Source organism: Mycobacterium sp. NGS18 (assembly GCF_059813185.1).
In genome coordinates this window covers 340,711-365,255 of sequence record NZ_JCALEC010000004.1, presented here as the reverse complement: position 1 = coordinate 365,255, position 24,545 = coordinate 340,711, and the positions used below count along the sequence as shown (strand labels likewise).

The following is a 24,545-nucleotide window of genomic DNA, read 5'->3' as shown; positions in this document are numbered from 1 at the left end:
CTTGTGCTGAGCATGTCTACTCCCCCGATGCCGGAGGTTCCCCCTTGTCCGCACCCCGCACCGCGATCATCGGGGCCGGCATCAGCGGCCTGACCGCCGGAAAGATGTTGTCCGACTACGCAATCGACTACACCTGTTTCGAATCCTCGGACCGGATCGGCGGCAACTGGGCCTTCGGCAATCCGAACGGCCATTCCAGCGCCTACCGCTCGCTGCACATCGACACCTCCAAGCACCAGCTGTCCTTCAAAGACTTCCCGATGCCGGCCCACTACCCGGACTTCCTGCACCACACGCTGGTCAAGGAGTACCTGGAGTCCTACGCGCAGGCCTTCGAGCTCAAACGCAACATCGAGTTCAACACCGAGGTCGCCCATGCGCAGCGGCTGCCCGGCGGCGGCTGGGAGCTGGAACTGGCCGGTGGTCAGCGGCGCCGCTTCGATCTGCTGGTGGTCGCCAACGGCCACCACTGGGACCCGCGCCTGCCGGACTTCCCCGGCGAATTCACCGGCGACACCCTGCATGCGCACCACTACATCGACCCCAAGACACCGCTGGAGTTCACCGGCAAGCGCATCCTGGTCGTCGGCTTGGGCAACAGCGCCGCCGACATCGCCGTCGAACTGTCGCAGCGGGCCCTGGACAACGAGCTGACCCTCTCGACGCGCTCCGGCGCCTGGATCGTGCCGAAGTACCTCGCCGGCAAACCCGCCGACAAGTACTACCGCACCAGCCCCTATCTGCCGTACTCCTGGCAGCGCAAGTTCGCCCAGTGGGCCCAGCCGTTCATCGCCGGCCAGCCCGAGGACGTCGGACTGCCGACGCCCAACCACAAGTTCTTCGAGGCGCATCCCACCCAATCGGTGGAGCTGCCGTTGCGGCTGGGGTCCGGCGACGTCATCGCCAAGCCCGACATCAGCCGATTAGACGGCGACACCGTGCATTTCACCGACGGCACCCGCGGTGAATTCGACGTCATCATCTACGCCACCGGCTACAACATCACCTTCCCGTTCTTCGACCCGGAGTTCATCAGCGCACCGGACAACCGGATCGACCTGTACAAGCGGATGTTCTACCCCGGCATCGACGACCTGGTGTTCGCCGGATTCGCCCAAGCCACCCCGACCCTGTTCCCATTCGTGGAGGCCCAGGCCCGCCTGATCGGCGCCTACGCCGCCGGCCGCTACCGGCTGCCGTCGGTCACCGAGATGCACCGGGTGATCGACGCCGACATGCGCAAGTACACCGGCCACATGCTGGATCGGCCGCGGCACACTCAGCAACTCGACTACTTCCTCTACGAACACGACATCCGCACCGCCGAGATCCCCCGCGGGACAAAGCGGGCCGCCGAACTCGGCGCGCCGGGCTGGGCCGGAGTGCACCAGACGGGAGCATCCGCGTGAGCACGGTCCGTTTCGACAGCGACGGCACCACCTGTGTCGCTCAGTTCTTCCCGGCGGCCGGCGGCACCGGCGATTCCGACGGCGCACCGGTGGTGGTGCTCGGACACGGCTTCGGCGGCACCGTCGACTCCGGATTGGTCCCCTTCGCCGAACGGTTGAGCGCCGCCGGCTTCGCCGCGTTCGCCTTCGACTACCGCTATTTCGGGGCATCGGAGGGCCGACCGCGGCAACGGATTTCGATCAGGGAACAAATCGCCGACTTCCGTGCCGCCTGCACCGCGGCGGCGGCGCAGCCGGGCGTCGACGCACGGCGGCTGGTGGTGTGGGGCGTCTCGCTGGCCGGCGGCCATGTCTTCGAGGTCGCGGCCACCACGCCCGGTGTCGCGGCCGCAGTCGCGCTCACCCCGCTGGTCAGCGGTCCGGCTGCCGCCGTCGCGGCGCTGCCGCAGCACCGGCCGTCGACCATGCTGCGTTCGACGGTGACCGGGTGGCGCAGCGCGCTGGCTCAGCGGGCGGGCCGCGGGCCCGCGACGATCCCCCTGGTGGGCCGACCCGGCGAGCTGGCCACTCTCACGGCCGACGGCTACTACGAGGCCTACCTCGCAATGGCCGGGCCTACCTGGCGCAACGAGGTCGACGCCCAGGTCGGCATGCAGTTGGGCGGCTACCGCCCGGCCGCCAAGCACGCCAAGTCGATCCGCTGCCCGATGCTGGTGCAGATCGCCGACTTCGACCGCGGCGCTCCCCCGCAGGCCGCGGCGAAGGCGGCGTTCGCCGCGCGCGCCGAAGTCCGCCACTATCCGTGCGATCACTTCGACGTCTTCGCCGGCGGCACCTGGTTCGACCACGTCGTCGACCACCAGATCGCGTTCTTGGCCAGGCATCTGGGGGCACCGACCGCTAGCGTCACGGGTTAGGAGGGCGCCATGGCCGAGACGATGCAGGAATTGCTTGCCGAACGCGCGGATGCCGACGGGCCGGCGGTGCTTTACAACGACGCCCGCGGCGGCCAGATCCGCTGGACCTGGCGCGAGTACATCGCCCGCGCGTCCCGGCATGCCGCCGCGGTGCTCGCCCGCGCCGATACCGCCCGGCCGATGCACGTCGGTGCGCTGTTGGGCAATACCCCGGCGATGCTCACCGCGGTGGCCGGCGCCGCGCTCGGCGGCTATGTGCTCTGCGGGGTCAACGACACCCGCCGCGGATCGGCGCTGGCCGCCGACCTGCGCACCGCCGACGTGCAGATCCTGCTGGTCGACGCCGACCACCGCGCCCTGCTGCACGGCTTGGACCTGACCGGTGTCGTCGTCATCGATGTCGACGACCCCGGCTGGCAACAGACCTGCGACGGCGCCGGCGAACTGACCCCGCACCGGCGGGTCCAGGCAGCGGATCCGTTCATGATGATCTTCACCTCTGGTACCAGCGGCGACCCGAAAGCCGTCCTGGTCAACCACCTGATGGTGCTGGTCGCCGGACAGGCTCTGACCGAACGGTTCGGACTCGCACCCGAGGACGTCGCCTACCTGTCCATGCCGCTGTTTCACTCCAACGCGATCGCCGCCGGCTTCGGGCCCGCGGTGGCCGCCGGCGCAGCGATGGCGCCGGCGAAGTTCTCCGCCTCACGCTTTCTGGCCGATATTCGTTGCTACGGCGCCACTTACATGAATTATGTCGGTAAGCCGCTCGCCTACGTGTTGGCCCACCCCGAACAACCCGACGACGCAGAAAACCCGCTGCGGGTCGCCTTCGGCAACGAAGCCTCCGAGCGCGACATCGGCGAATTCGCCCGGCGGTTCGGCGTCCAGGTGGTCGACGCGTTCGGCTCGACCGAGAACGCCGTCACCATCACCCGCGACGAGGGCACCCCGCCCGGTTCGGTGGGCCGGGGATTTCCCGGCGTGGCGATCTACCGCAGCGACCCGGTCGCCGAGTGCCCGCCTGCGGTCTTCGACGAACACGGGAGGCTGGCCAACCCCGACGAGGCGATCGGAGAACTGGTCAACACCACTGGCGCCGGCTTCTTCTCGGGCTACTACAACAATGAACAGGCCACCACCGAGCGGATGCGCGGTGGCATGTACTGGTCGGGCGACCTGGCCTACGCCGACGCCGACGGCTGGATCTATCTGGCCGGCCGCACCGCTGACTGGATGCGGGTCGACGGTGAGAATCTCGCGGCAGCGCCGATCGAACGCATCCTGATGCGGCACCCCGACATCAACCAGGCCGCGGTATACGCGGTGCCCGACGCCTACGTCGGCGACCAGGTGATGGCCGCGCTGGTACTGCGCGACGGCGCGGAGCTGACCGACACCGACTTCTCCGATTTTCTTGCTGCCCAAGAGGATCTGTCACCCAAAGCCTGGCCCCGCTATGTCCGGGTAGCCGCGGCACTGCCCGCCACGGCGACCAACAAGGTCCTCAAACGCGTACTGGTGGCCGAGGGCACCGAGGTCGGCGCGGACACCTTATGGGTACGCCCGGATCGGCAACGCGCCTACGGCACGACGGCAGGAGGCAGGCGATGACCCAACCGGTCGCCCTGATCGTGGGCGGTGCCTCCGGAATCGGCCTGGCCACCGCGCACGCCCTGGCCGCGCGCGGCGATCACGTGGTGATCGCCGACCTCAATGCCGAAGCAGCACAACAACGGGCGGCTGAATTCGGCGACTCGGCCAGCGCCGTGGCCGCCGACGTGACCGACGAAGACAGCGTCGCCGCGGCCTTCGCGGCCGCCGGCGCGGCCGGACCGCTGCGCACCGTGGTCAGCTGCGCGGGAATGTCGGTCATCGGCGCAATCCCCGACATCGAGCTGGCCGGCTGGCAGGCCACCATCGACGTCTGTCTGACCGGCACCATGTTGGTGATCAAGCACGCCGCGCGCAACCTAGACGACGGCGGCAGCATCGTCGCGATCTCCTCGTTGAACGGCCGGCAGCCCGGGACCGCGATGGCCGCCTACTGCAGCGCCAAGGCCGGGGTCAACATGCTGGTCGAAGTGGCCGCCCTGGAGTTGGCCGCCCGCGGCATCCGGGTGAACGCGGTCTCCCCCGGCCTGGTCGACACTCCCCTGGTCGCCGGGCTGGCGATGGTGCCGGGCCTGACCGACGAATACCTGGAGAACACCCCGCTCGGGCGGGCCGGTGTCCCCGACGACATCGCCGACGCCGTGGAGTTCTTGACCTCACCGCGTGCGGCGTGGATCACCGGGTCCGCCTTCGACATCAACGGCGGCGCACACCTCAAGCGCTACCCCGACGTGCTCGGCAAAGTGCAAGCGCTAACTGAAGGATGAACGTATGCGCAGTGTGGTAATCGACGCACCCGGATCGATCCGGGTCGACACCCGCCCCGACGCGGTGCTGCCCGGCGCCGACGGGGCCGTGGTCGCGGTGACAGCGACCGCGATCTGCGGCTCGGATCTGCACTTCTACGAGGCCGACTTTCCCATCGTCGACCCGGTGCCGCTGGGCCACGAAGCGATCGGCACCGTCGTCGAGACCGGTCCCGAGGTGGCTTCGGTGCGCGTCGGCGACCGGGTGATGGTGTCGTCGGTGGCCGGTTGCGGGCACTGCGGCGGGTGTGCCACCCGCGACCCGATCCGCTGCCACTCCGGCCCGCTGATCTTCGGATCGGGTGCCCTGGGCGGGGCGCAATCGGAGCTACTTGCCGTGCCGGGGGCGGACTTTCAGCTCGCCCGCATCCCCGACGGGCTGTGCGACGAGGAAGCCCTGCTGCTCACCGACAACCTCGCCACCGGGTGGGCGGCAGCGTTGCGCGCCGACATTCCGGTCGGCGGGACGGTGGCCGTGATCGGGCTGGGGGCGGTCGGGCTGTGCGCGGCGCGAAGCGCGCTATTCCTCGGCGCGGCAACGGTTCTCGGTATCGACCCGGTGGCGCGGCGCCGCGAGCGGGTGGTGGCCATGGGGATCACTCCGGCGGAGCCGTCGGCGACGATCGCGGCGATGGAGCTGACCGGTGGACGCGGAGTGGACGCGGTCATCGATGCCGTCGGTTCGGATGTGACGATGTCGGATGCGCTCACCGCGGTGCGGGCCGGGGGAACGGTGTCGGTGGTGGGAGTGCATGACCTGCAGCCGTTTCCGTTCCCGGCGTTGCCGGCGCTGGTGCGCAGCATCACGTTGCGGATGACCACCGCCCCGGTGCAGCAGACCTGGCCGCAACTGATTCCGCTGCTGCAGTCCGGCCGGCTCTCGGTCGACGGGATCTTCACCACCGAGATGCCGCTGGATGCCGCGGCCGACGCCTACCGGGCTGTCGCCGCCCGATCCGGCGATGTGGTGAAAGTGCTGCTCACGCCGTAGCGATCGGCCCCGTAGCTGTCGCTGGTGTCCAGGGCGAGGATGTGGCTGACCAAACGGTCTTCCTCAGGCCGCTGTAGCCGCCGGGTTGATTCGGCGGTCCAGCTTCGCCTCTCCTTCGTCGAGGCTCGCTAGCCGCCGCCTGCCCGCCGTGGCCGCAGCCGCACCGGGGGCAGGGGCGGTGCCGGCAGCCGGTCCAGCCGGCCTTGGTAGCCGACGACCGCGCCGAAGCGCTCGTCGTTGTCCTGCCACTGCCGTCGATACTCGACGATTTCCTCGTGGCTGCGGCCGATGAAGTTCCACCACAGCACCAGTTCTTCGCCGAACGGCACTCCGCCCAGCAGCAGCACCCGGGCGGGGGAGTCGCCGGTGTTGCGCAGCGGCAGCGCGGTGCGGCCCGGGCCCTGATAGCCCACTTCGCCGAGACCCAGCGCGGCCCCGCCCAGAACCACGGCGCCGCGGTCACACAGCACGCCATGCTCGAAGGCCGCATCGATGTCAAGCGCGAGTTCGCTGCCGGGATCCAGATCGACTTGGGCGCCGAGCAGGGGAGTGAAGGACGGGACGGGGGAGCGGTGGCCGGCCAGCTCGCCGAGAAACACCAGCGCTGTGCCGCCGGGCAGCGACACCGGTTCCGGGGCGAAGTGGTTGAAGGCGCGAGCGGTATGGCGCGCGGCGTCCGGTAGCGCCACCCACAGCTGCACGCCGCGCAGGATCGGCGCGGTCTCCGATTCGACGGAGACCTCGGAGTGGCAGATGCCCGCCCCCGCGGTCATCAGGTTCAGCTCGCCGGGCCGTACCAGGGCGTGCACGCCGGCGCTGTCGCGGTGTTCGACCCGTCCGCTGAACAGCCAGGTCGCCGTCTGCAGACCGGTGTGCGGGTGCGACGGCACGTCCATGCCGCCATCGCGGCCGAGGTCTTGCGGCCCGTAGTGGTCGATGAAGCACCAAGCGCCGATCAGCGAGCGCTCCCGCTGCGGCAATGTGCGGCGCACCCGCATGGCCCGCGGCCCGCCCAGGGGCACCTCGCGCGGGCGCAGCACCTCGATGCCATCGGCAGGCCCTGCGGCACAGGCGAATTCGGGCGAACGGATCTCCAGGTTGCTCAACCGCCCACCTCCGCACCGGGTACCAAGCCGCGCCGGTGACACTACCGGTCATGCCGCGGACGGGGAGCCGATCCGACCGGAGGGCAGGTGAAACACCGCAGCTGTCACCGGCAGCTGCTCTCGTTCGTGGTTGGCCAGCAACGCCTGGTTCTCGGGCAGCTCGCGGGTGTTGATCTCACCGGCGGCGATGGCCCGTAGGACCGCGTGGGCGCGGGCGAGTTCCGCGCGCTTGCGGTATTGGCCGCCGGGGAGTTTCACGCCCGCCCACACCCCGTACTCCTCGCTGCGTTCGACGGCGAGGGCGGCGCACCGGCGCTGCTGGGCCAGCGGGCAGCGGCGCAGGCAGAGCAGCCGCGCCTCGGTCGAGGACTGTTCATAGGCGCGGGCCTTGGCGGCCCCGTCGGCCCCGTCGGCGTCGGGGTAGCCGAACCACAGTTCTGGGTTCACGGAGCAGGGGAGTGGCATCGGGAGGACCTCCTGGGTGAGAACCGATCGGATAACGTAGATGGAAACGTATACAAACCGAGCCGGGAATCGCAACAGAAAGGGGATAAAAACATATATGTAACTAGCGAGGGGCCAGCCTGTGTAGTATCCGGACATGGTCGGGGCGCGACGGTGAGCCGCGAGTCAGCGGGCGCGGCCATTCGGGCGCTGCGCGAGGCACGGGACTGGTCGCTGGCCGACCTCGCCGCGGCCACCGGCGTCAGCATCATGGGCTTGAGCTACCTGGAGCGCGGCGCCCGCAAACCCCACAAAGGCACAGTTCAGAAGGTTGAGAACGGCCTCGGTCTGCCGCCGGGTACTTATTCTCGGCTCCTGGTAGCCGACGATGCCGACGCCGAACTGGCTCAGCTGATGCCCGCGAGCGGCCCGGGAGTATCGCCGGCGCGGCCCGCCGGCGCCGTCGTCGTCGACCGCCACAGCGACGCCGAAGTGCTCGAGGGCTACGCCGAGGCGCAGCTCGATGCGTTGCGTTCGGTGATCGCGAGATTGCCGTCGGAAGCGTCAGACGAATACGAGACGTATATTCTTTCCGTGATCACGCAGTGCGTGAAGGCGGAGATGTTGGCGGCCAGCTCCTGGCGGGTCGCCGTCAACGCGGGCGGGGACCACGCCGCCCGCCTGATGGCCCACCTGCAGGCGCTGGAGGCCACCCGGGCCGACCTGCTGCAGCGCATGCCCGCCAGCTTGACCGCTCGATTCGACGATGCGTGCGCGCGGTCGTCATTGCCCGAGCCGGTGATCGCCGCATTGCTCGGTGTCAGCGTCGAGGAGATGTGGGACATCCGCAACAGGGGAGTGATCCCGGCCGGGGCGCTGGCCCGGGTGCGCGCGTTCGCCGACGGGGCCTCGGACGCGGCCTCAGCGAGTTCAGAGGCTGCCGACGGAGGGAGGCAACGATGACCGACGGTGAGGTGGAGGTGCTGACCCGCGCCTACCGGTTGTTCGCGGCCCGGCCGCAGCCGGCGTCCTTGGATGCCGGGCTCGATCGTTACGTCGACCTGCTCGACCGGACCACGCATCCGGGTACCGGACCGGGCCACGAACGTTACCGGCAGGCGGTGCTCGCCCAGCGGGATCGGTTGCTGGCAAACACCCACACCGATGCCGCCGCAACGGCCGTGCTTGCCGCCGCGGTCGCCGACCATGCCCGGGCCGGCCAGCAGACCAAGGGCGTCGTCACGGCGGCCCGCGCCGACGCTGCCGTCGTGCATGACACCCCGCTGGCACAGCGGGAGGCGATGCGCCGGCGAGCGGCTCGGTTGCGAGCCCAGCGAACCCACGTGCTGGCGGCCCGGCACCGTGCCCAGATACATCGAGTGGGGTTGCGACGACTCCGCTACCGGTCCCGGCGCCGGGCGCCGAGCTTGGATCGGCTGCGGCTACCCAATACTCGCGCCGGACTGGCGGTTCGCGCGGCGCTGTCCAGGCTCGGGAAGCCCTACGTCTGGGGCGCCACCGGCCCGGACAGATTCGACTGCTCGGGGCTGACTCAGTGGGCCTATCACCAGGCCGGAGTGCCGCTTTCGCGCACCACCTACACCCAGATTCACGACGGAATCCCAGTGCCGCGTTCCCAAATTCGCCCCGGCGACCTGGTATTCCCCAGCACCGGCCACGTCCAGCTTGCGATCGGCGGCAACATGGTGGTCGAAGCCCCGCACGCCGGGGCCACCGTCCAGATCAGCCCGCTGGGTGCCCAGGTGGCGATCCGGCGCCCGGTACCGTGATCGGCCTGTTCACAGCTGGCCGGCGAGTGAATTGTCGGCGGGTCAGGACATCGGTACAGTCACCGGCCATGACGTGGTCAGCACCTGAACAGCGTTACAGCGCACCGGCGTTGGGCTGAGGGCATGACGTCCCTGCCCCTGCCGGAAGCGGGTTACGACCGCATCGTGAACGGTCCGCGATCAGTTCAGCCGAGCCCGGATGAGGAGCAGCAAGGTCGTGCGGCGCAAGCGATGAAGTCTGCTGAAGCCGCACTGGCGCATCAGTTGTCGTCGGCTGCGGAGTTCGACCGGCAGATCATCGAAGCGCTGCGGCACGCACACAAGACCACCGATGAGGGCCGCCTCCGCCTGGACAATCTGGAGGCGGAGATCGTAGGTGCCGCACAAGGCTGGGATCTGGGCACCGCTGCGGGGGCGCGCGAGTTTCAGCGGTTCCTGATCGCCAAACTCGCCGAGATCGTCAGAGTGGTCGAAGAGGCCAACGACGACGACACCTCCAAACGGGCGTTGGCCGCCGCGTTGACCGCTCTGTATGCCACACCGGCCGATCGTGACACCGCCGCACCGGCCCAAAAGCAGTCCGAACCTCCCGACGATCCGGCGTCTCCATCGCTCGCGGCGACAGACGGTGAGGAGGCCTACCTCGATCCGCTGCCGGACGACGAGCCGGAGGCAAGTTATTCGCTGTCGCCCCAGCGGCCGCCGGAGGCACCCGCCCTGCCGATGGTCCCCGGTCTCGGCGGCGAGGGCCCGGGGTTCGGTGCGATGCCGGCCGCCATGCCGGCCGGGTTTCCATCGGCAGGCCTGCTGCCCGGACCGGAGGGCGGCGATGCAGCCGCCGGCGACGAGTCAGAACCAGCGGAGACGACTCCGGCAGACGCCGTCTTCGACGACGACAAGGCCGAGGCGGACGCGCCGCCGGAGACCGGGGACGACAAGAGTCTGGTCACCGTGACGTTGCCCGACGGCGCGACGACCACCGTCACCGATCCGCGACTCGCTGCAGCGATGCAGGCCGCCGCCGATGGGACGCCGGTAGCGGAGGCGTTCCGCCGCCAAGGGATTGACATTCCCCCGCCAGGCATTCCGGTGACGGCGCCGGTCGACCAGGCCAGCCTGCGGCCCGGTGACATCGGCGTCTTCACCGACCGTCATGCGGTGGCCGTCGGCGACGGCAAGGCATTGCTCGACGGACAGGTTCACCTCGCCGGCAATCTGCGCGGTCCGGGATTCCTGGGCTGGCAGCATCTGCGAATCGCGGAGTCCGCCCCGACGGGTGAACCGGCTCCGACCCGGCCGGCGGGACTTCTGCGAGGTCCCATGAGCTTGAAAATTCGCGTTTCACCGGTCATCGTCGACTAGCCAGGGAGGTAACAGATGTCAGAGAAGATCCACGTCGACCAGGACGTTCTGACCAACGCTGCCGGAAACCACCAGCAGGCGTCGGATTACCTGGCCACCGCGGCGGCATCCCACGAGGCAATTCAGACCACGTTGACTGCGCTCGGGCCGATCTACGGCGATTTTCGTCGCGCGGCCGGCGCGTTGCTCGACGCCCGCAAGAACTGCTACGACGATCAGTCGAGCGAACATGCGGAGATGTCAAACAATCTGAACCTGGCCGTGGCAACGTGGAACAAGCATGAAGACGACGCGGCCAAAGCCTTCCGGCACCTCCCCGATGGGCGCTGATGACTGAACCGAATCCGGCGTTCGACACCACCCATCCCAGCGGTGACGTGATGTTCCGGTCCTGTCGCGGCGGCTATTTGCACAGTGTGGTGCTGAGCGAGGCGGCCATGTCAGCCGACGCGCAACGGCTGGCGGAGGCGGTCGTCTTGGCGGCGGACGTGTCGTTTCTCAAGGCCGCGTTGGAGATCCGCGGCGAGATCGTCAGCACCGGCCACGTTCCCTCGGCGGCGGTGCCGACCCACGAAGACCTCCGAGTGGCCACCGAGCGCCTGCTGAGCCACCAGCTGCACGCAGGCCACCAGTCCGGTGACGGCGTCAGGCGCTAAACCACCCAGCGCCCGGCGGCGTCGGCCCGGGGCGTGAAGTCAGCGGGAGGATCAATCAACGTGTCGCCGAACAGGTTTCGAGCACGGGCCAGTAGGGCGAGCACTTCGCTCAGCTGCGCTGCACACCCGGTTGCGGGGGACCCGACGTCGGCCATGGTTTGCACGCTACCGACCTGCTGTGGGGCTGACAATTCACGGCGCGCAGCGGGTGTGGATGACCGGCTGAGGCTGTGGCGCGGCGGGTTCGGCGGAGGCGAAATTCCGGCGGGGCCCCAAAGACGGCAACGGTAGGCTTGCGCGGTGGCAATCTTCGGTCGACGGTCGGCGCGCCAGCGCCTCCGGAACGCGGCCCGGGAATCACTCGCGATCCCGGCCTTCAGCGCTCCGGTCGACTGTAGTGCCTGGGTGCTCGGCGGCCTGTGGCCGGCAGAACTGGCGACGATCACCCCAGCGACGGCCCCACTCGCGGACTACCTGAACGCGGATCTGCGGCGCATCGCGAATTCGGCGAACGAGAAGCTGCATGCGATCGGCCGATCCGGTCTTGCCGGGCAGGCGCGACAGACCGCGGAGGCCAGGGTCATCAACGTCGCCAGGGCGTTCGCGGTCCTGCGGGTGGAGTCGACGGTGCGGCAGCTCCACAAGGAAGCCCTGGAGATCCGCACCGAATATGTCAGTCTGAATGCGGCCCCGGTTCCTGTCGAGGTCCGCGAGCAGACTCCGCCCGCTCCTCCGAGTCCGCCCAGCCCGCCCGAACCCGAGCAGGTCCGTCCGCCCGAGCCTTCCCTGGCCAGCGGCAACCGGCGCAGGGGAAGGGCCCGCCATCGGCTTCCCGAGCCGGTCATCGCCGAGCCGCCCCAGAATCCCGCGCCGCCGCCACCGGTCGAAGTGGCTCCGTCGCCGGCCCCGGTTGAAGTGGCCCCGCCGCCACCGCCGGTTCCTGCGGTCGGCGAGGTGTTCGACGCGGTGGATCAGGATCGGCCCGACCTGCCGTTCGGGGCGGGTCCGCTGGTCATCGACAGCGTCGAGGAGGAATCGCCGACCACCGCATTCCCGGCGGAACCGGTCGTACCGCTGGCCGAGGGGCAGGAGGACCTGACCGCCGTCATTCCCGCGGCCCCCGAACCGGCACCGGCCCCCGAACCGCCTCCGGCCCCCGAACCGCCTCCGGTCCCCGAACCGCGTCCGGTCCCCGAACCGGCACCGGCCCCGGCGTCAGCAACGCCACCGCACCGGGCCGGGTCGCCGCCCGCCGAACCCGCCCCGCCGCCCCCCGCCCAACCTGCGGTCGCCGAGTCCAGCGAACAGCGCTTGCAACGCCTGCTGGCCTTCGTGGCCCGTCAGGAACCCGCGCTGCGCTGGGCCATCGGCACCTTCGCCGACGGAAGAACGCTGCTGGTAACCGATATCGCCGGCGGGTGGATCCCGTCCGGGATCGAGCTACCGGCCGGCGTGCAGCTGCTGGAGCCGGGCCGGCGGACCGGGACGGCCACCACGATGCTGGGCACCCCCACCGAGTCGGCCTCCTACCATCCCGGCGATCGCCTCGGCTGGGCGAGTGACTTCGGTGAGACGGACGCTTCGGTGCAGCCCCGCGAGCTGGCGCCCATCGAGGATCTCGGCTGGCAGCTCAGCGAGGCCACCCACTGGCGTGATGGGCTGCCCCGGATGGCCAACACCCTGGCGAAGGCCGGGTCCGCCGGAACCGGTGTGGTCGACGCCGAAATCGACTTGCTGCGGGTACATCTGGACACCATGCGCTACCAACTGCTGGCGCAGTATCCCGACACCGACACCGCCGTGGTGCTGAACTGCATGCTGCTGGCCGCCACCGAAGGCGTTGCGACCGGTGACGCGGTGTCGGCGAACTACCACTACAGCTGGTTCCGGACCCTCAGTGCGCCGCCAGCCGGCCAGTGGGATCCGCAGACCTGATCGCGATGATGAATTGACGCTACTCACACCGGCTCGACATACTTAGCCAATGTCGGGGCCGGACAGCCGCGCGGAACTCAGCGACAAGGACCTCGTTGAGGCCGTCCTGCGGGATCTTCGTGAGGCTGCCGAGAAGTGGGAAGCCCTGGTCGCCGAGGCCGAGAACACCACCTACAGCGTCGATCTCGGAGATGTCCGCGCTGTCGCGAACTCCGACGGTCGACTGCTGGAATTGACGCTGCACCCCTGCGTGGTGAGCGATTACACCTACAGCGAACTGGCGGATCGGCTCAATGTCGTCTTCACCGCGCTGCGTGAAGAGGCCGAGTCCGACTTCGCCGCCAGATACGGCAGCAGCCCGGTCTGAGCGCGGCTTACCAGCTGACCGCGGCCATCTCGCGTTTGGTGTCGCACACGGCACGCACGGCGGCGTCGATGTCGACGGCGGTAATAGTCTTGAGGTCGTCGACCGTGACCGGATGGCCGGCGCGCTTCTGGGCCGCCACCCGGGTGTCGCGGGCCAATTCGGCTTCCTCGATCACGTTGCGGGCGAATCGGCCGTTGTGCATGATGTTGATGCCGTGCTCGCCGCGCGGGCTGACGTAAGCGCGGATCCTGGTCACCATCTGCAGGAACCGCTGTCGCGCTTCTGGATTCAGCTCGGTGGCCCGGCTGGATCCGTACCGCTCACCGATCTCGACGATCTCCTCGGGCGAGTAGGACTCGAACCGGATCTTGCGGTTGAAGCGGCTTGCCAGGCCGGGGTTGACGGTAAGGAACTCGTCGACCTGGTCCTCGTAGCCGGCGGCCAGGAAGCAGAAGTCGAAGCGGTGCTTCTCCAGCGCGATCAGCAGCTGGTTGACGGCCTCCATGCCGATCATGTCCGGCGTCCCGTCCTGGTGGCGTTCCACCAACGAATAGAACTCGTCCATGAAGAGGATTCCGCCCAAAGCTTTTTCGATCAATTCGTTGGTCTTCGGACCTGACGAGCCGATGTGCTCACCGCAAAAGTCGGAGCGCCGCACCTCGGTGATCTCCGGATTGCGGACGATGCCCATGCCCGCGTAGATCTTGCCCAGCGCCTCGGCGGTGGTGGTCTTACCGGTGCCGGGCGGGCCGACCAGCAACATGTGGTTGGTCTGGCCCTCCACGGGCAGACCGTGTTCCAGACGCATCGCCCGGATTTCGAGCTGATCCTCCAGAGCCTTCACCGCCCGTTTCACCTCGGCCAGCCCGACCTGCTTCTCCAGCTCGGCGCGACCCTGCGCCAGCAGCTCGGCGCGGCGGTCCAGCGCATTGTCCTCGTCGAGTTCGGCCCGACTTTTCGCCGAGTCGGCATCCCAGCGATCGGCGCGGCTGTCGATGATCTGTTCCTCGGTGACCACCAGGCGCAGATTCGGCTCGGCGAGTGCGGCTTTGGCCGGCTCGGTCAGCACACCATTGATGGCGGCCTTGGACAACCAGACCTGGGCCTTGTCCTCCTCGCCGAGCTGACGGTGCACCATCCCGCGGACGTAGGCCAGATCCGCTGCCAGCAACGGGATCTCACCGGGGTTGATCGACGCGGTCAATACGCCCGCGGAGAACCGTTCCGAGGAGCGGGCCTGCCCGGCGATGTCGACGCGATCCAGCCAGTCCAACGCCACCCGGCCCTGCCCGAGATGCGCGGCCGCGTAAGCGGCGAGCGCGCAGACCGACGCGGTGACCGCAGGCATGACGATCGCCCGTTCGGGCAGTTCCTCGGCGGCGACGGTCAGCAGGTCCGGCCACCGCTGCGTGACGAACATCAGATAGGCACGGGCCAGCTGGTGCCACTGGTGGTTGATCCAGCTGTCCAGCAGACCCCGATCGGCCAGCAGCGTGTCGGCGCGCTCGTATTCGCCGGCCACCGTCAGGGCCGACGCCAACGCCAGTCCCACGTGCGAGCCGTCGGTGACGGTGATCGACAGGTACGGGCCCAAAGGAATCTGGGCGGCCAGGTGTCGGCCCAGCCGGGTGGTCTCCTTGTGCAGCCAGTCGCTGTTGGCGTAGAGCCGCTTGAGCGTGTCGAGAGCGGTGTCACCGCAAGCGATACGGCCCAGCCAGGCATCGGCCATGGAAGGATCGGCTTCGGTCGCCGCCACGAACTCAGCGCGCGCTTCGGGGGAGCCGTACCGTCCGTCCATGCTCGCCATGGCTCGGTCGAAGTGCCGACGGGCCGCCAGCAAGTCACTCAATGTCTGTCGTCCTCTGTCGCATGTACGAGTTGTCCGGCTTACTGCCGATCCGGCGCTGGCTCATCGTGACGGCATCGGCGCCAGCGCCTCCGGGCTGCAGTACCGGTTTTCCGCCCGGAACAACTCCACCGTAGCCAGCCACGATTTTCCGCCCGCGGCAACCCGTACCGCGGTCCGGTCGATCTGCTCGATACACACCTCGACGGCGTCCGGCGGCGGCGGGGGCGTACCGGGCGGCGCCACGGTGATGACGGTGGCCGGACGCGGTGACGGGGCGATCGGCCCGTCGACCACGCTGACCGTGCTGCGTGGCGTCGGCCTCGACTCGCCGACCACCGACACTTCGGGCATCCGGACGCTGGCCCAGCGCCCCTTGTCGCCGGTGTGCACACAAACCCGCTCGCCGGCCCCGGCGGCACGGATGATGATCCGTTTCGCGATCAGGTCCTCGGCGGCGATGAACACCCGGCTCAGCTCGCCGGAGTCGGTCAGCGGAACCATCAGCCGATCGCCATTGGCCAGCTTTCCGATCAGGACGCCCGACGGGCCGATCTCGACGGGCAGGGTGTCGGGCAGCGGCCCCGGCCGCAGTCCGCGCAGCCGCGGGCGGGGAGCGCACATGTTGGCCTCCACGGCAGCGGCCTGCTCGCCGTTGAGCCGCCGCAGCACCACTGCCGGAGGGGTCGGCGCCGGCTGCGGGGTCTGCAGAGTGACGGTGGCCGTACACGTCGCGTCGGGGAAAACCGTGATGTTCTGGACCACCTCGTCGACGGGCAGGGTCCACACCTGGGCCAGCAGCTGGGCGTTGATCTCGTGGGCCGGGTAGGCGTAGGTGGTCACCCAGCCACCTTCGGTGCGCAGCGTCTTCCACCGCTCGGCGTCGGCCAGCAGCAAAGCACCGCCGAGCCGCCGGTCCAGTTCCACCAGATCACTGGCGGTGGCGACCCGCGCGCGCAGGCCTTCGCACCGCAGCAAGCCGGCGATCCGCTGGGCGACGGCGACCGCGGTCGCGCCCAGGGTGGTGCGCCAACGCAGTGCGGCGGTGTTGTCGATGACCCGCAACCGCAGCAGCAGCCAGGTCTCGCGTTGACCGGCGTAGGGCGGGGTGCCGATCTCGGTGTCGTAGACCCGGGGATAGTCGCCGGTGGTGGCGCGGCGTGCTCCGATACTGATCACACTCATCGAATCCAGCGTCAGCCCGAGCGCGTGCCGCAGCATCGGCAGCAGGGCGGCGACGTCGATGACGTTGTCGGTCTCCACGTTCACCGATCCGGTGGCGACGGTAGCGGCATGTGCCCTGCCCAGCAGGTGCACGGCCACCACCGCCACGCCGTCGGCGATGCGGACCCCGCCGCCGGCGCGGTTGTTGGCCACCGTGATCGGTTCGGCCCAGCCGGTCGCCGCTCGTCGCCGAAGTCGCAGCGCGGCCCACGACCATGCCGGCTGGCCCCACCAGGGCACCAGCACCAGCAGCACCGCGAGCGTCACAGCGACCGCGACACCGATCAGACCGCCCAGCGCCCAACCCGCCAACCCGCATAGTGCGATTGCCACAGCGCTGAGCAGCCGCCGGTTGCTCGAGGCGCTGAACCCGGTCAGCCGGACCCGGTCCTGACTCACTTGGGGGACCTTCGGATCCGCGCGGTGATGGCGGCCGTCAGCACCGCGACGGCGATCGCGCCGAGGAATCCGAGGGCGACGGTGCGGGCGCGATGATCCGGCGGTGGCGGCGGTGCCGCCGGGGTGATGACACGGCTCTGCGATCCCGGTGCCACCGGCTCACCCGGCGGCACGTTGAACGTCAGCGCCGCCACCGGGTCGACCAGCCCGTAGCCCACCCGGTTGTCGACGCCGGCGGGCGGGTTGTGCGCGGTCTGCACGATCCGGTTGATGACCTGGTGGGCGGTGAGCTGGGGATATTTGGCCCGCACCAAAGCAGCGACCCCACTGACATAGGCCGCGGAGAAACTGGTTCCCCAGAACGGCATGTTCTTCTCGCCGACCCGGACCGGCGGATAGGCGTTGACCGGTCCGCCGCCCTGCGGGGACAGCCCCATGACGTGGGTGGCGGGCGCGGCCACTCCCACCCAGGGCCCGGACATGCTCTTGTCGATCGGCGCCCCGGTGGCGTCCACCCCGCCGACGGACAAGACGTAGTCGGAGAACCACGACGGGCTGGAGATCACCTTGACCTGGTTCCAGTCCCGGGGATCGCCGGGGTTGAGCGGGTCGAACATCGGGTTGTTGGCGCAGCCGGCTTCGCCGACGTTGCCGGCGGCGGTGACGATCACCGCGTCCTTGACGGTCGACGCGTACCACAGCGCGGCCCCCAGGGCCCGCTGGTCGAGCGCGGCCGCCACCTGCACGCACGAGGTCACCGAGATGTTGATGACCTTGGCGCCCATGTCGGCCGCGTGAACGACGGCGCGGGCCAGCGTGGCCAGCGTGCCGGCCTTGATCCGCTCGTCGTCGTAGCCGAACCGCTGCGGATTGACCGGCTCAAAGGCCCGGGAGGACTGGCGGATCGAGATGATCGTCGCGTGCGGAGCGACCCCGACGACGCCGTCCGGGGCGCCCGGCGGGGGCGGCGGGACGGCGGGTTCGTCCTCGGTCTGCGGGTCCGGCGGTCCCGAGGCCGGTGCCATGGCGCCCTCTTCCGGCGGGGGTGGCGGTGGCGGAGGCGGAGGGGGCGCGGTCTGGGTGATGGTCACCGGAACCGGTGCCGGGGGAGGCGCCGGTGGCCCGGGAATGTCAGCGGGCGGCGGTGGTTCGCCGATGCTCGGCGGCGGGCCGGCCGGTGGCGGGAAGGCGGGAACCTCGGGCATCGGGCGGGGCATCGGCAGTACGCCCAGCGGGGCCGCCGCGATGATCGAGGCGGCGATCGTGCCGTGGGCATCGCAGTCCTGCAAGCCGTGCAGGCCCTCGGCCCCACCCATGATGTAGTCGCCGCCGGCAACCGCCGGCAACCGCGGGTTCGGTGTGACCCCGGTATCGATGACCGCCACCGGTACGCCGTGGCCGGTCGAGTACTGCCAGGCCGCGGCGATGCCGAGCATGTCGAATCCGGGCGCGAGCTGCGCCACGTCGGGGTTGCTGACCGTGATCGGGACGCTGCAGGAGTTCGAGCGCCGCATCGGCTGATCGGGACCGGGCGGGCCGTCGGGCGGCGCCATCGCAGGATCGACCGACGGCGGCTCGATCGCCCGGGCCAAGGGCGGGACGTCGGCGAGGCCCGCCAGCAGCACCACGGCGGTCAGCGCGACGGCCCGGGTGCGCAGCCGACTCAGTTGCGCACCCACACGAACAGTCCTCCCAGCCATGCGCCGAGCACCCCCACCACGATGAACGCCAGCACTTCCAGCCATTCGACGGCCAACCGGATCCACGGGACGAACTTCGTCTCGGGAACCAGCAAGCCCGCGGCCAGGCCCAGCCCGGCGAAGACCGCCACGGCCGCGGCCGGCCAAAGGAAACCGCCCGCGCTGTAACCGGGGGCCGCCAGTGCGTATTTGGTGATCCCGACGAGCACCGCAGCGCATGCGCCGCCGACCAACGCGATCGCCTGCACCCGGCCGGCGAACCCGCGTCCCTGGGTGATGAACAACCCGGCCACCAGCCCGCACAATGCCACCGCGCCGCGCTGGTGGGTCGAGCCTGGCGCCAGCACCATCCACACCGCGATCGGCAGCGCCACCGCGATCGCCACGCACATACCGACCTGTACCGCGTTGATCAGCCGCGCCGACGCCGCGATCGCTGCCCCCCGCGCCGAGATGTCGACCAGGTCGTCCTCGTCGTCCTCGCCGTCCTCGGGGGCGACCGGGGAGACGGTGTCGATCGGCATATTGGCGCGGCGGGCGAACAGATCCCGCCCGGTGATCGAGCCGAAGTACGGTGGCCGCACCCGGGCCACCCACAGGGCGATCGTCGGGGACATGCGCACCAGCATCAGCAGGCCGAGCAGCATGCAGATGCCGATCACCGGGGCGGACACCGGATGCCACATTCGCGCCGCGGCAACCGCCCCGCCGATTCCGCTGGCGGTGACGACCGCGGTGGCCACCGCGGTCTGCGACCGCAGCAGGACGCTGAGCGCGATCGCGCCCATGGCCAGGACCGTCACGCCGATCAGCAGATGCGGCGCCCCCAACGGCCCGGGCGCCGCGCACAGCGCCGCACCGGACAGCGCGATCACCGCCAACCAACCGAATCCGCTGAACAGATCGGCACGCGCGGGCCAGTTCCGGCGGACCACCGTGGCACCGATCGTCAGCAGTCCGCCCAGGCCGGCCAAAACCACTGCTGGCGGCCAACTGTCGCTGAACGTGCGGGCGCGCACCGCCAGCGCGAAGAGCACAACGACCGCCATCGCCAACAGGCCGATCGCGGTGTGCGCCGCGGTCACCGCCGTGATCGGGGCGAACATCCGATCAACCTTGACGTTGAGCAATCGGGTGACAGTCTGTTCGTCGGCCTTGTGTCCGCATTCGGCGCACTGGATCTCGGGTTGGGTGCCCAGTCGGCGGGCCGTGGCAGCCAACGCACTCGACAGCGACTCGTATTGCGGTTCAAACGAGTCACCGCCGACCACCGGCACCAGAACCAGGGTGTCGCCGTCCTGTACGCCGAGGTCATCGAGGCTGCGGGTGATGTCCAGCCGCACCCCGTTGACCTTATGGAGTTCGTAACTCCCGGGCGGAAGGGCGACGCCATCAAAGCCGTGGTGCTTCAAATCCTCATCGAGTAGTTCGACCATTCCCTCGAAGAATTCCTCGACCGGAATTCCGGCCGGGAAGACCTGCGATACGAGGTGTTTGTCGTAGGCGAGACTGACCGCGCAGCGGGCCGGAAATGCGACTTTAGCCGGTGTCGGGGTGGTCACCGCGACTACCTTTCGGTGTCCGGCACGAATTTATCGGCCAAACCGGCAGTTATTTCAAATAGTCGCAGGCGCGTCTTTTTCTTGACCTCATGGTGGACATCGATGATGCCGCCCTTGGCCAGATGGGCGTCATAAGGCATGACTTCAACGGTGGCACCGGTTTTGCTGAACCGCTCGGTCAGATAGGCGACGGCGGCGCTGTCCTCGATGGGAGAGGAGTGGTTCAGGATCACCGTCGCCCGCGACACCAGCTCGTGATAGCCCTGGGCGGCCAGATAGTCGACTGCGCGCAGCACGGGCCGAGACCGGTCGGCGGTGATCCCGGAGACGAAGACCAGCGTGTCGGTGTTCTCCAGCACCGGCTTCATCACCGGGTGCTCCAAGTCGGCCGCGGTGTCGACGATGATCACGTTGTGGGTCCGGCGCAGCCGGGACAACACCCCACTGAACATGGCGGGCACGAGCGGTCGGAGCTGATCCGAGGTGCGGTTGCCGGCCAGCACGTCCAAGCCGACGGCATTTTGCCCGAGGTGTTCCCGGATATCGGAATATCCCTGCACATCGGTGTCGCTCAGAACGGCCGAGTAGTCGCCCGGCGGGTGCTCATCGATGCGATCCGACAGCGTCCCGAACCCCGGGACTGCGTCAATGGCGATCACATTTTCGGGCCGGCATTCGCGGAAGACACTGCCGATGGAGGCGGCCATCGTCGTCACGCCGGTACCGCCTTTTCCGGACACCAGTGTGACGACGTACTGCCGGCGGATGTGCCGCCGAATTCTATTCCGCAGGTCACGGTAATGACGTTCGCGCGGGGATTCGCCCGGATTGATCACCTTAGCCGACGCCAAATACACCAGTTTGCGCCAGCCCGAGCCGGGCGGAATCTTGCGTGGTGTCGCCAGGTCCGAAATGCGCATGGAGTCCGATACGGAATCCCGGTAGCGGTGGCCGGTCGCCGGATCCCGCCGCCCGGATGCGCCTTCGTCAGGCATATTGGGGCTATTCCATGGGCTCGTCACGTGCGTGATGTTAACACGGTGGCGGATACCTTGTTTACGGCCTTTCTAACGACTGGCAGTAATACTCGATAATGGTGACCAGGCAAATTCACTGTTACACAACCCGTCGGTGTGAATGCCAGTCCACACCGGCCGGCAGTCGGCGGATAAGCCGCAGGATCGCATTGGCGACATCAGCGCGCGATCCGGGGGAGACGATCTGGTAGCGCCGCCCACCGTTGTCGACGTTCTCCACACAAACCCGGCCGGCGGGGGTGTCGGAGATCAGGACCGCGGTGTCACCGATGGCCATCCGGGCCAATTCCTCAGGCCCGGCGCCGGGCTGGATCGCGACGATACTGGCCTGACCGGACACCTCCGGGTCGGCGGCCATCAGCACGAGCTGCTGCTGGTCGATGTCGAGCCGCTGAGCCGCCAGGTACTTGCGCAGGCTGTCGGAGTCCCGCACCCGTTCGAGCAGCTCGTTGGTGTCCAAGGTGACCGGCCGCAGCGGCGCGGCTTCGGTCACACCGCACAGCCGCTCGATCTGACCGACGACCAGATCGCCGGCGGCCGCCTGATCGGTGGCACTGCCGGCCGGGTACAGCCGTACTTCCCGGTCGTGGCGTTCCAGCACCACCCACCAGGAGGCGAACCGATTGATCGAGACCCGCGTCATGTGCTGGGCGTCGCCATAGGGTCGGCCGGGGAAATTCAGCTGCAGCATCAACGCGATGTCGCGGCGCATGATCACCGTCAGCCATTCCCGGATCATCGGATCCGCCTCGCCCTGGCCGTCGACTGCGCCGATCGCGGTCAATTCCTCCGCGATCGGATGCTGCAGGGCCCGTTCGGCGGTATCCAGCCGCGGCAGCAGTGGCCGCAGGCCCAACTCCGGGCAGAGCGTTTCGATCCCGGTCACAGCCTGCAGCACCCACAGACCGTCGAGGGTCGTTGTCAACATGTCACTGCCGCCTCATCCCTGAGCCCCCAGTCCGAAACGCGAAGTGGGGTATCTGCGCCTGTCGCGCAGACACCCCACTTCGTCATCGCTGCATGATCACCACCCGCGATGGGCACCTGCGATCACCGGTGCCCGCGGCGGTGGTCAGAAGAGGCTGTTGATCGTCTGGTCGGTCTGCATGGCCCCCTCCAGCACGGAGCCGATGGTCGAACCGTGCTGGCCGATGGTCTCGATCAGGCCCTGCAGACCCGAGAGCATCTGCGCCTGCGCTTCAAAGAAACCGGTGGCGCCGTGACCGGCGAAGTACTCGGTCAGCATCTGGGTGAGCTGGTGCGAGTCAGAGTGGATCTGGTCGAGGGTTCCGGCGCTGCTGATCACACTGTGGGCTTGGTCGGAAACGGGACCGGGGTTATAGGTAATGCCGTCAGCCATGGGGATCGGTGTCCTTTCGAGTACGGGGGGTCAAGGAGGGCTAGGCGGACTGTCCGCCGAACAGCGAGTGGAAAGCGTGCTCCGAGTGGGACTCGTGGGATTCCATCAGGGCAGCGGCCTGGTTGAGGCCCTCGGTCAGGCGCGTGCCGCCGATGAGGACTTTCTGCATGTCTTCGTGGATCTGGGCGGCGGTGGCATACGAGGCCTTGGAGCCCGCGCCGTCCCACGTCCCGGCGCCCAAGATGTTCTCGTGGTCGGCCAGGTACTGGTTGGCGATCGCTTGAGCGTGCTCGATGTGCTGGCTCAACTTCGATGCGGTGTTCCGCATCAGTTCGGGCGTGACGACAATGGCTGCCATCGTTTCCTCCTTGGTTGTAGAACAACCCCCCGGGATCGGCGGGATCTGCCTTGCGGTAGTGTATTGACTTCTCTGGAATGTGTCGATTCACCCTATGGGCGGCGAATGCCCAGCTCACACCCGGTCATCGACCACTCGCACCGTGTTGGCGCGGTCGGAGGAGCGGTCGCCCTGACCCCGTCCGCCCGCCCCGGCGGCATGACCGATCGGCATCCCGCCCATCCCGCCGGCACTGGCGGTCGTCACCCGTTGCGACTCGACGGAACCCAAGGCCCCACTGGGCCGCAAGCCCACCGGCCGGCCGCCGCCGGATTCGAACGCGCTGACGGGCCGGGTGAACGCCGACACCGGTGCACCTGAGCCGCCGAAGCCGCCACCGCCGACCCCGGCGCCCGGCGTCGCTGTCGCGCTGGTTAACATCGCCGTCGCCGGAACCCCGCCTGCCCCAGCGGAATTGAGCGCACCGCCGAGCATGCCCGGGTTCATGAACATGCCCATCATCGACTGCATCGGGCCCATCATGGTCTGCGGCACCTGGGTGAGCATCTGGGGCGCCTGCATGAGCGTCGAGCCGATCTGCTGCACCGGGCCCAGCATGGAGCTCATCTGGCTTCCCATACCCTGGGCCGCCGACGCGCCCTGTCCGGCCGCGTTGCTCGCCGTCGAGGTGCCCGTGTAGGCGGCGCGCATGGCGCCGCCGGCTGCCACCTGTGATGTCGCTTCGCCGACAGCGCTGGCCGCCGCCGCCGGGGCAGCCGGCGAGGCGCCCATTCCGGCCACCGGCGCGGGAACGGTCAGGCTGGACGTGAGGGCGGTCAGCGTCGCGCCGTACGAGGCACCCACCGCCGCGTTGTTCGGCCAGAACAGCCCGAAATACTCGAACTCGAGGGAGGTGATGCGCGGCGTCAATGCCCCGAGCACCCACGGGTTGATCCCGTAGTCGGTGGCCGTCTCGATCCGGTTCTCCTCGCACTCCTGCATCGTGCGCATGGTTCCGTAGGCCAACTGATAAGCCTCGACGGCCGCGGCCACGATGGGCGCCTTGACGTCCACCCAGCCCGCCAGCCCGTGCAGAGCGACGTTCAGCATTGTCGCGTTGAGCGCTGAGCCGGCCGAGCCGGCGCCGATCCAGCCGACCGACGTCATCGCGGTGTTGATCGCCGACGCGATTCCCGACGCGTGGTGTGCCGCACCCAAAGTCGCCCATGCGGTGCCATTGGCCAGCATGGTCGGAAGACCCGCGCCGGACTTGATCAACATGTCGTTGGTCTCCGGCGTGCGGGCGGCCCACCCCGGGTCGGCCACCGGCTAGCCGCCGATTGCGGCGGTGGCGGCCCGCAGCGCCTCGGTGGCGCTGTAGACACCGGCCGCGGTGGCCTGCGCCCCGGAGAACAACCCGCGTTGCGCCGAGTGCTCGGCGACGATGCCGAGATATTCGGTGCCCGAGGCGAGCAGTGCTGCCTGGAACGCGATCGAGTCAGGATCGTTGCCCATGGGTAGCACGCCGAGCAGTGCCGGGCTGGCCGAGGACGCGGCCGCGGCCGTTTCCGCGGTAATGCCCGCCTCGACGCCGGATGATGCCAGGACAGCTTCCGGTTCCACAGAGAACATGTTTTCCTCCCGATGCCTCATCGCCGATGTGCCGACGCTGGCAGGTCGGGC

Annotated in this window: 24 protein-coding genes; 12 read left to right on the top strand and 12 right to left on the bottom strand. The window is 69.0% G+C overall.

Features of this window, described 5'->3' with window-relative positions; translation table 11 throughout:
* The first annotated feature begins 44 nt into the window (after positions 1-44).
* Genes AC5Y31_RS10885 through AC5Y31_RS10865 form a run of 5 tightly spaced genes read left to right on the top strand, consistent with a single transcriptional unit; the run spans position 45 to position 5,737 of the window.
* Positions 45-1,409, top strand: a complete 1,365-nt coding sequence (locus AC5Y31_RS10885; RefSeq protein WP_499980252.1) for a flavin-containing monooxygenase — start codon at positions 45-47, stop codon at positions 1,407-1,409.
* Positions 1,406-2,326 carry an alpha/beta hydrolase gene (locus tag AC5Y31_RS10880; protein WP_499980251.1) on the top strand — a complete coding sequence of 307 codons (921 nt, stop codon included), beginning with the start codon at positions 1,406-1,408 and terminating at the stop codon, positions 2,324-2,326. The genes AC5Y31_RS10885 and AC5Y31_RS10880 overlap by 4 nt, the downstream gene beginning before the upstream one ends.
* A 9-nt stretch (positions 2,327-2,335) precedes the next feature.
* Positions 2,336-3,940, top strand: a complete 1,605-nt coding sequence (gene fadD1 / locus AC5Y31_RS10875) for a fatty-acid--CoA ligase FadD1 (RefSeq protein WP_499980250.1) — start codon at positions 2,336-2,338, stop codon at positions 3,938-3,940.
* Positions 3,937-4,707, top strand: coding sequence for an SDR family NAD(P)-dependent oxidoreductase (locus tag AC5Y31_RS10870; protein WP_499980248.1), 771 nt, complete (start codon positions 3,937-3,939; stop codon positions 4,705-4,707). Before fadD1 ends, AC5Y31_RS10870 begins: the two co-directional genes overlap by 4 nt.
* A gap of 4 nt (positions 4,708-4,711) precedes the next feature.
* The gene (locus AC5Y31_RS10865; RefSeq protein ID WP_499980245.1) at positions 4,712-5,737 is read left to right on the top strand and encodes a zinc-binding dehydrogenase; all 1,026 of its coding nucleotides are present in this window, start codon (positions 4,712-4,714) and stop codon (positions 5,735-5,737) included.
* 128 nt (positions 5,738-5,865) lie between these two features.
* Here the strand turns inward: AC5Y31_RS10865 and AC5Y31_RS10860 are convergent, their stop codons facing one another.
* Both AC5Y31_RS10860 and AC5Y31_RS10855 read right to left on the bottom strand, forming a co-directional pair.
* Positions 5,866-6,843 carry a pirin family protein gene (locus AC5Y31_RS10860; protein ID WP_499980244.1) on the bottom strand — a complete coding sequence of 326 codons (978 nt, stop codon included), beginning with the start codon at positions 6,841-6,843 and terminating at the stop codon, positions 5,866-5,868.
* Positions 6,844-6,891: 48 nt separating this feature from the next.
* Entirely contained in the window at positions 6,892-7,308 is a 417-nt protein-coding gene (locus AC5Y31_RS10855) for a WhiB family transcriptional regulator (RefSeq protein WP_499980242.1), read from the bottom strand.
* A 153-nt stretch (positions 7,309-7,461) separates the two neighbouring features.
* On the opposite strand from AC5Y31_RS10855, the gene AC5Y31_RS10850 reads away from it, so the two are divergent.
* From AC5Y31_RS10850 to AC5Y31_RS10820, 7 genes are all read left to right on the top strand, one after another.
* The gene (locus tag AC5Y31_RS10850) at positions 7,462-8,250 is read left to right on the top strand and encodes a helix-turn-helix domain-containing protein (protein ID WP_499980240.1); all 789 of its coding nucleotides are present in this window, start codon (positions 7,462-7,464) and stop codon (positions 8,248-8,250) included.
* On the top strand, positions 8,247-9,077 hold the full coding sequence (locus AC5Y31_RS10845; protein WP_499980239.1) for a C40 family peptidase: 831 nt from the start codon (positions 8,247-8,249) through the stop codon (positions 9,075-9,077). Before AC5Y31_RS10850 ends, AC5Y31_RS10845 begins: the two co-directional genes overlap by 4 nt.
* A gap of 231 nt (positions 9,078-9,308) precedes the next feature.
* On the top strand, positions 9,309-10,439 hold the full coding sequence (locus tag AC5Y31_RS10840; RefSeq protein ID WP_499980237.1) for a DUF4226 domain-containing protein: 1,131 nt from the start codon (positions 9,309-9,311) through the stop codon (positions 10,437-10,439).
* 15 nt (positions 10,440-10,454) lie between these two features.
* Positions 10,455-10,769, top strand: coding sequence for a type VII secretion target (locus tag AC5Y31_RS10835; RefSeq protein ID WP_065023780.1), 315 nt, complete (start codon positions 10,455-10,457; stop codon positions 10,767-10,769).
* Positions 10,769-11,095, top strand: coding sequence for a DUF2694 family protein (locus AC5Y31_RS10830; RefSeq protein WP_065023779.1), 327 nt, complete (start codon positions 10,769-10,771; stop codon positions 11,093-11,095). The genes AC5Y31_RS10835 and AC5Y31_RS10830 overlap by 1 nt, the downstream gene beginning before the upstream one ends.
* 300 nt (positions 11,096-11,395) lie before the next feature.
* Complete coding sequence (locus AC5Y31_RS10825; RefSeq protein WP_499980235.1) at positions 11,396-13,030, top strand: DUF5631 domain-containing protein; 1,635 nt, start codon at positions 11,396-11,398, stop codon at positions 13,028-13,030.
* A 49-nt stretch (positions 13,031-13,079) separates the two neighbouring features.
* Positions 13,080-13,397, top strand: a complete 318-nt coding sequence (locus AC5Y31_RS10820; RefSeq protein WP_065023777.1) for a DUF2710 family protein — start codon at positions 13,080-13,082, stop codon at positions 13,395-13,397.
* Positions 13,398-13,404: 7 nt separating this feature from the next.
* Here the strand turns inward: AC5Y31_RS10820 and eccA are convergent, their stop codons facing one another.
* The 10 genes from eccA to AC5Y31_RS10770 form a co-directional block, all read right to left on the bottom strand.
* Positions 13,405-15,204 (bottom strand): type VII secretion AAA-ATPase EccA, encoded by a 1,800-nt coding sequence (eccA, locus tag AC5Y31_RS10815; RefSeq protein ID WP_499980363.1) that lies wholly within the window; start codon positions 15,202-15,204, stop codon positions 13,405-13,407.
* 102 nt (positions 15,205-15,306) lie between these two features.
* Positions 15,307-16,866: a type VII secretion protein EccE gene (eccE, locus tag AC5Y31_RS10810; RefSeq protein WP_499980233.1), complete on the bottom strand. Its 1,560-nt coding sequence runs from the start codon at positions 16,864-16,866 to the stop codon at positions 15,307-15,309.
* Positions 16,863-18,566: a type VII secretion-associated serine protease mycosin gene (mycP, locus tag AC5Y31_RS10805; RefSeq protein ID WP_499980232.1), complete on the bottom strand. Its 1,704-nt coding sequence runs from the start codon at positions 18,564-18,566 to the stop codon at positions 16,863-16,865. Before mycP ends, eccE begins: the two co-directional genes overlap by 4 nt.
* Positions 18,530-20,128 carry a type VII secretion integral membrane protein EccD gene (gene eccD, locus AC5Y31_RS10800; protein ID WP_499980230.1) on the bottom strand — a complete coding sequence of 533 codons (1,599 nt, stop codon included), beginning with the start codon at positions 20,126-20,128 and terminating at the stop codon, positions 18,530-18,532. The genes mycP and eccD overlap by 37 nt, the downstream gene beginning before the upstream one ends.
* A 5-nt stretch (positions 20,129-20,133) precedes the next feature.
* The gene (locus tag AC5Y31_RS10795; protein ID WP_109470700.1) at positions 20,134-21,150 is read right to left on the bottom strand and encodes a MinD/ParA family ATP-binding protein; all 1,017 of its coding nucleotides are present in this window, start codon (positions 21,148-21,150) and stop codon (positions 20,134-20,136) included.
* A 94-nt stretch (positions 21,151-21,244) separates the two neighbouring features.
* On the bottom strand, positions 21,245-22,093 hold the full coding sequence (locus AC5Y31_RS10790; protein ID WP_499980228.1) for an ESX secretion-associated protein EspG: 849 nt from the start codon (positions 22,091-22,093) through the stop codon (positions 21,245-21,247).
* 144 nt (positions 22,094-22,237) lie between these two features.
* Positions 22,238-22,525, bottom strand: coding sequence for a WXG100 family type VII secretion target (locus AC5Y31_RS10785; RefSeq protein ID WP_064854434.1), 288 nt, complete (start codon positions 22,523-22,525; stop codon positions 22,238-22,240).
* A 40-nt stretch (positions 22,526-22,565) separates the two neighbouring features.
* A complete protein-coding gene (locus AC5Y31_RS10780; protein WP_064854433.1) occupies positions 22,566-22,883 on the bottom strand; it encodes a WXG100 family type VII secretion target in 318 nt (105 codons plus the stop codon).
* 114 nt (positions 22,884-22,997) lie between these two features.
* Positions 22,998-24,188: a PPE family protein gene (locus tag AC5Y31_RS10775; protein ID WP_499980226.1), complete on the bottom strand. Its 1,191-nt coding sequence runs from the start codon at positions 24,186-24,188 to the stop codon at positions 22,998-23,000.
* A 3-nt stretch (positions 24,189-24,191) separates the two neighbouring features.
* Positions 24,192-24,494, bottom strand: a complete 303-nt coding sequence (locus AC5Y31_RS10770; protein ID WP_064854431.1) for a PE domain-containing protein — start codon at positions 24,492-24,494, stop codon at positions 24,192-24,194.
* Positions 24,495-24,545 lie beyond the last annotated feature (51 nt).

What these genes read in the sequence shown, in the direction of transcription:
- fadD1 (WP_499980250.1), top strand. Translation starts at nt 2,336, where the DNA reads ATGGCCGAGACGATGCAGGAATTGCTTGCCGAACGCGCGGATGCCGAC.
- AC5Y31_RS10870 (WP_499980248.1), top strand. Translation starts at nt 3,937, where the DNA reads ATGACCCAACCGGTCGCCCTGATCGTGGGCGGTGCCTCCGGAATCGGC.
- AC5Y31_RS10865 (WP_499980245.1), top strand. Translation starts at nt 4,712, where the DNA reads ATGCGCAGTGTGGTAATCGACGCACCCGGATCGATCCGGGTCGACACC.
- AC5Y31_RS10855 (WP_499980242.1), bottom strand. Translation starts at nt 7,308, where the DNA reads ATGCCACTCCCCTGCTCCGTGAACCCAGAACTGTGGTTCGGCTACCCC.
- AC5Y31_RS10845 (WP_499980239.1), top strand. Translation starts at nt 8,247, where the DNA reads ATGACCGACGGTGAGGTGGAGGTGCTGACCCGCGCCTACCGGTTGTTC.
- AC5Y31_RS10840 (WP_499980237.1), top strand. Translation starts at nt 9,309, where the DNA reads ATGAAGTCTGCTGAAGCCGCACTGGCGCATCAGTTGTCGTCGGCTGCG.
- AC5Y31_RS10835 (WP_065023780.1), top strand. Translation starts at nt 10,455, where the DNA reads ATGTCAGAGAAGATCCACGTCGACCAGGACGTTCTGACCAACGCTGCC.
- AC5Y31_RS10830 (WP_065023779.1), top strand. Translation starts at nt 10,769, where the DNA reads ATGACTGAACCGAATCCGGCGTTCGACACCACCCATCCCAGCGGTGAC.
- AC5Y31_RS10820 (WP_065023777.1), top strand. Translation starts at nt 13,080, where the DNA reads ATGTCGGGGCCGGACAGCCGCGCGGAACTCAGCGACAAGGACCTCGTT.
- eccA (WP_499980363.1), bottom strand. Translation starts at nt 15,204, where the DNA reads ATGGCGAGCATGGACGGACGGTACGGCTCCCCCGAAGCGCGCGCTGAG.
- mycP (WP_499980232.1), bottom strand. Translation starts at nt 18,566, where the DNA reads ATGGCTGGGAGGACTGTTCGTGTGGGTGCGCAACTGAGTCGGCTGCGC.
- AC5Y31_RS10790 (WP_499980228.1), bottom strand. Translation starts at nt 22,093, where the DNA reads ATGTTGACAACGACCCTCGACGGTCTGTGGGTGCTGCAGGCTGTGACC.
- AC5Y31_RS10785 (WP_064854434.1), bottom strand. Translation starts at nt 22,525, where the DNA reads ATGGCTGACGGCATTACCTATAACCCCGGTCCCGTTTCCGACCAAGCC.
- AC5Y31_RS10780 (WP_064854433.1), bottom strand. Translation starts at nt 22,883, where the DNA reads ATGGCAGCCATTGTCGTCACGCCCGAACTGATGCGGAACACCGCATCG.
- AC5Y31_RS10770 (WP_064854431.1), bottom strand. Translation starts at nt 24,494, where the DNA reads ATGTTCTCTGTGGAACCGGAAGCTGTCCTGGCATCATCCGGCGTCGAG.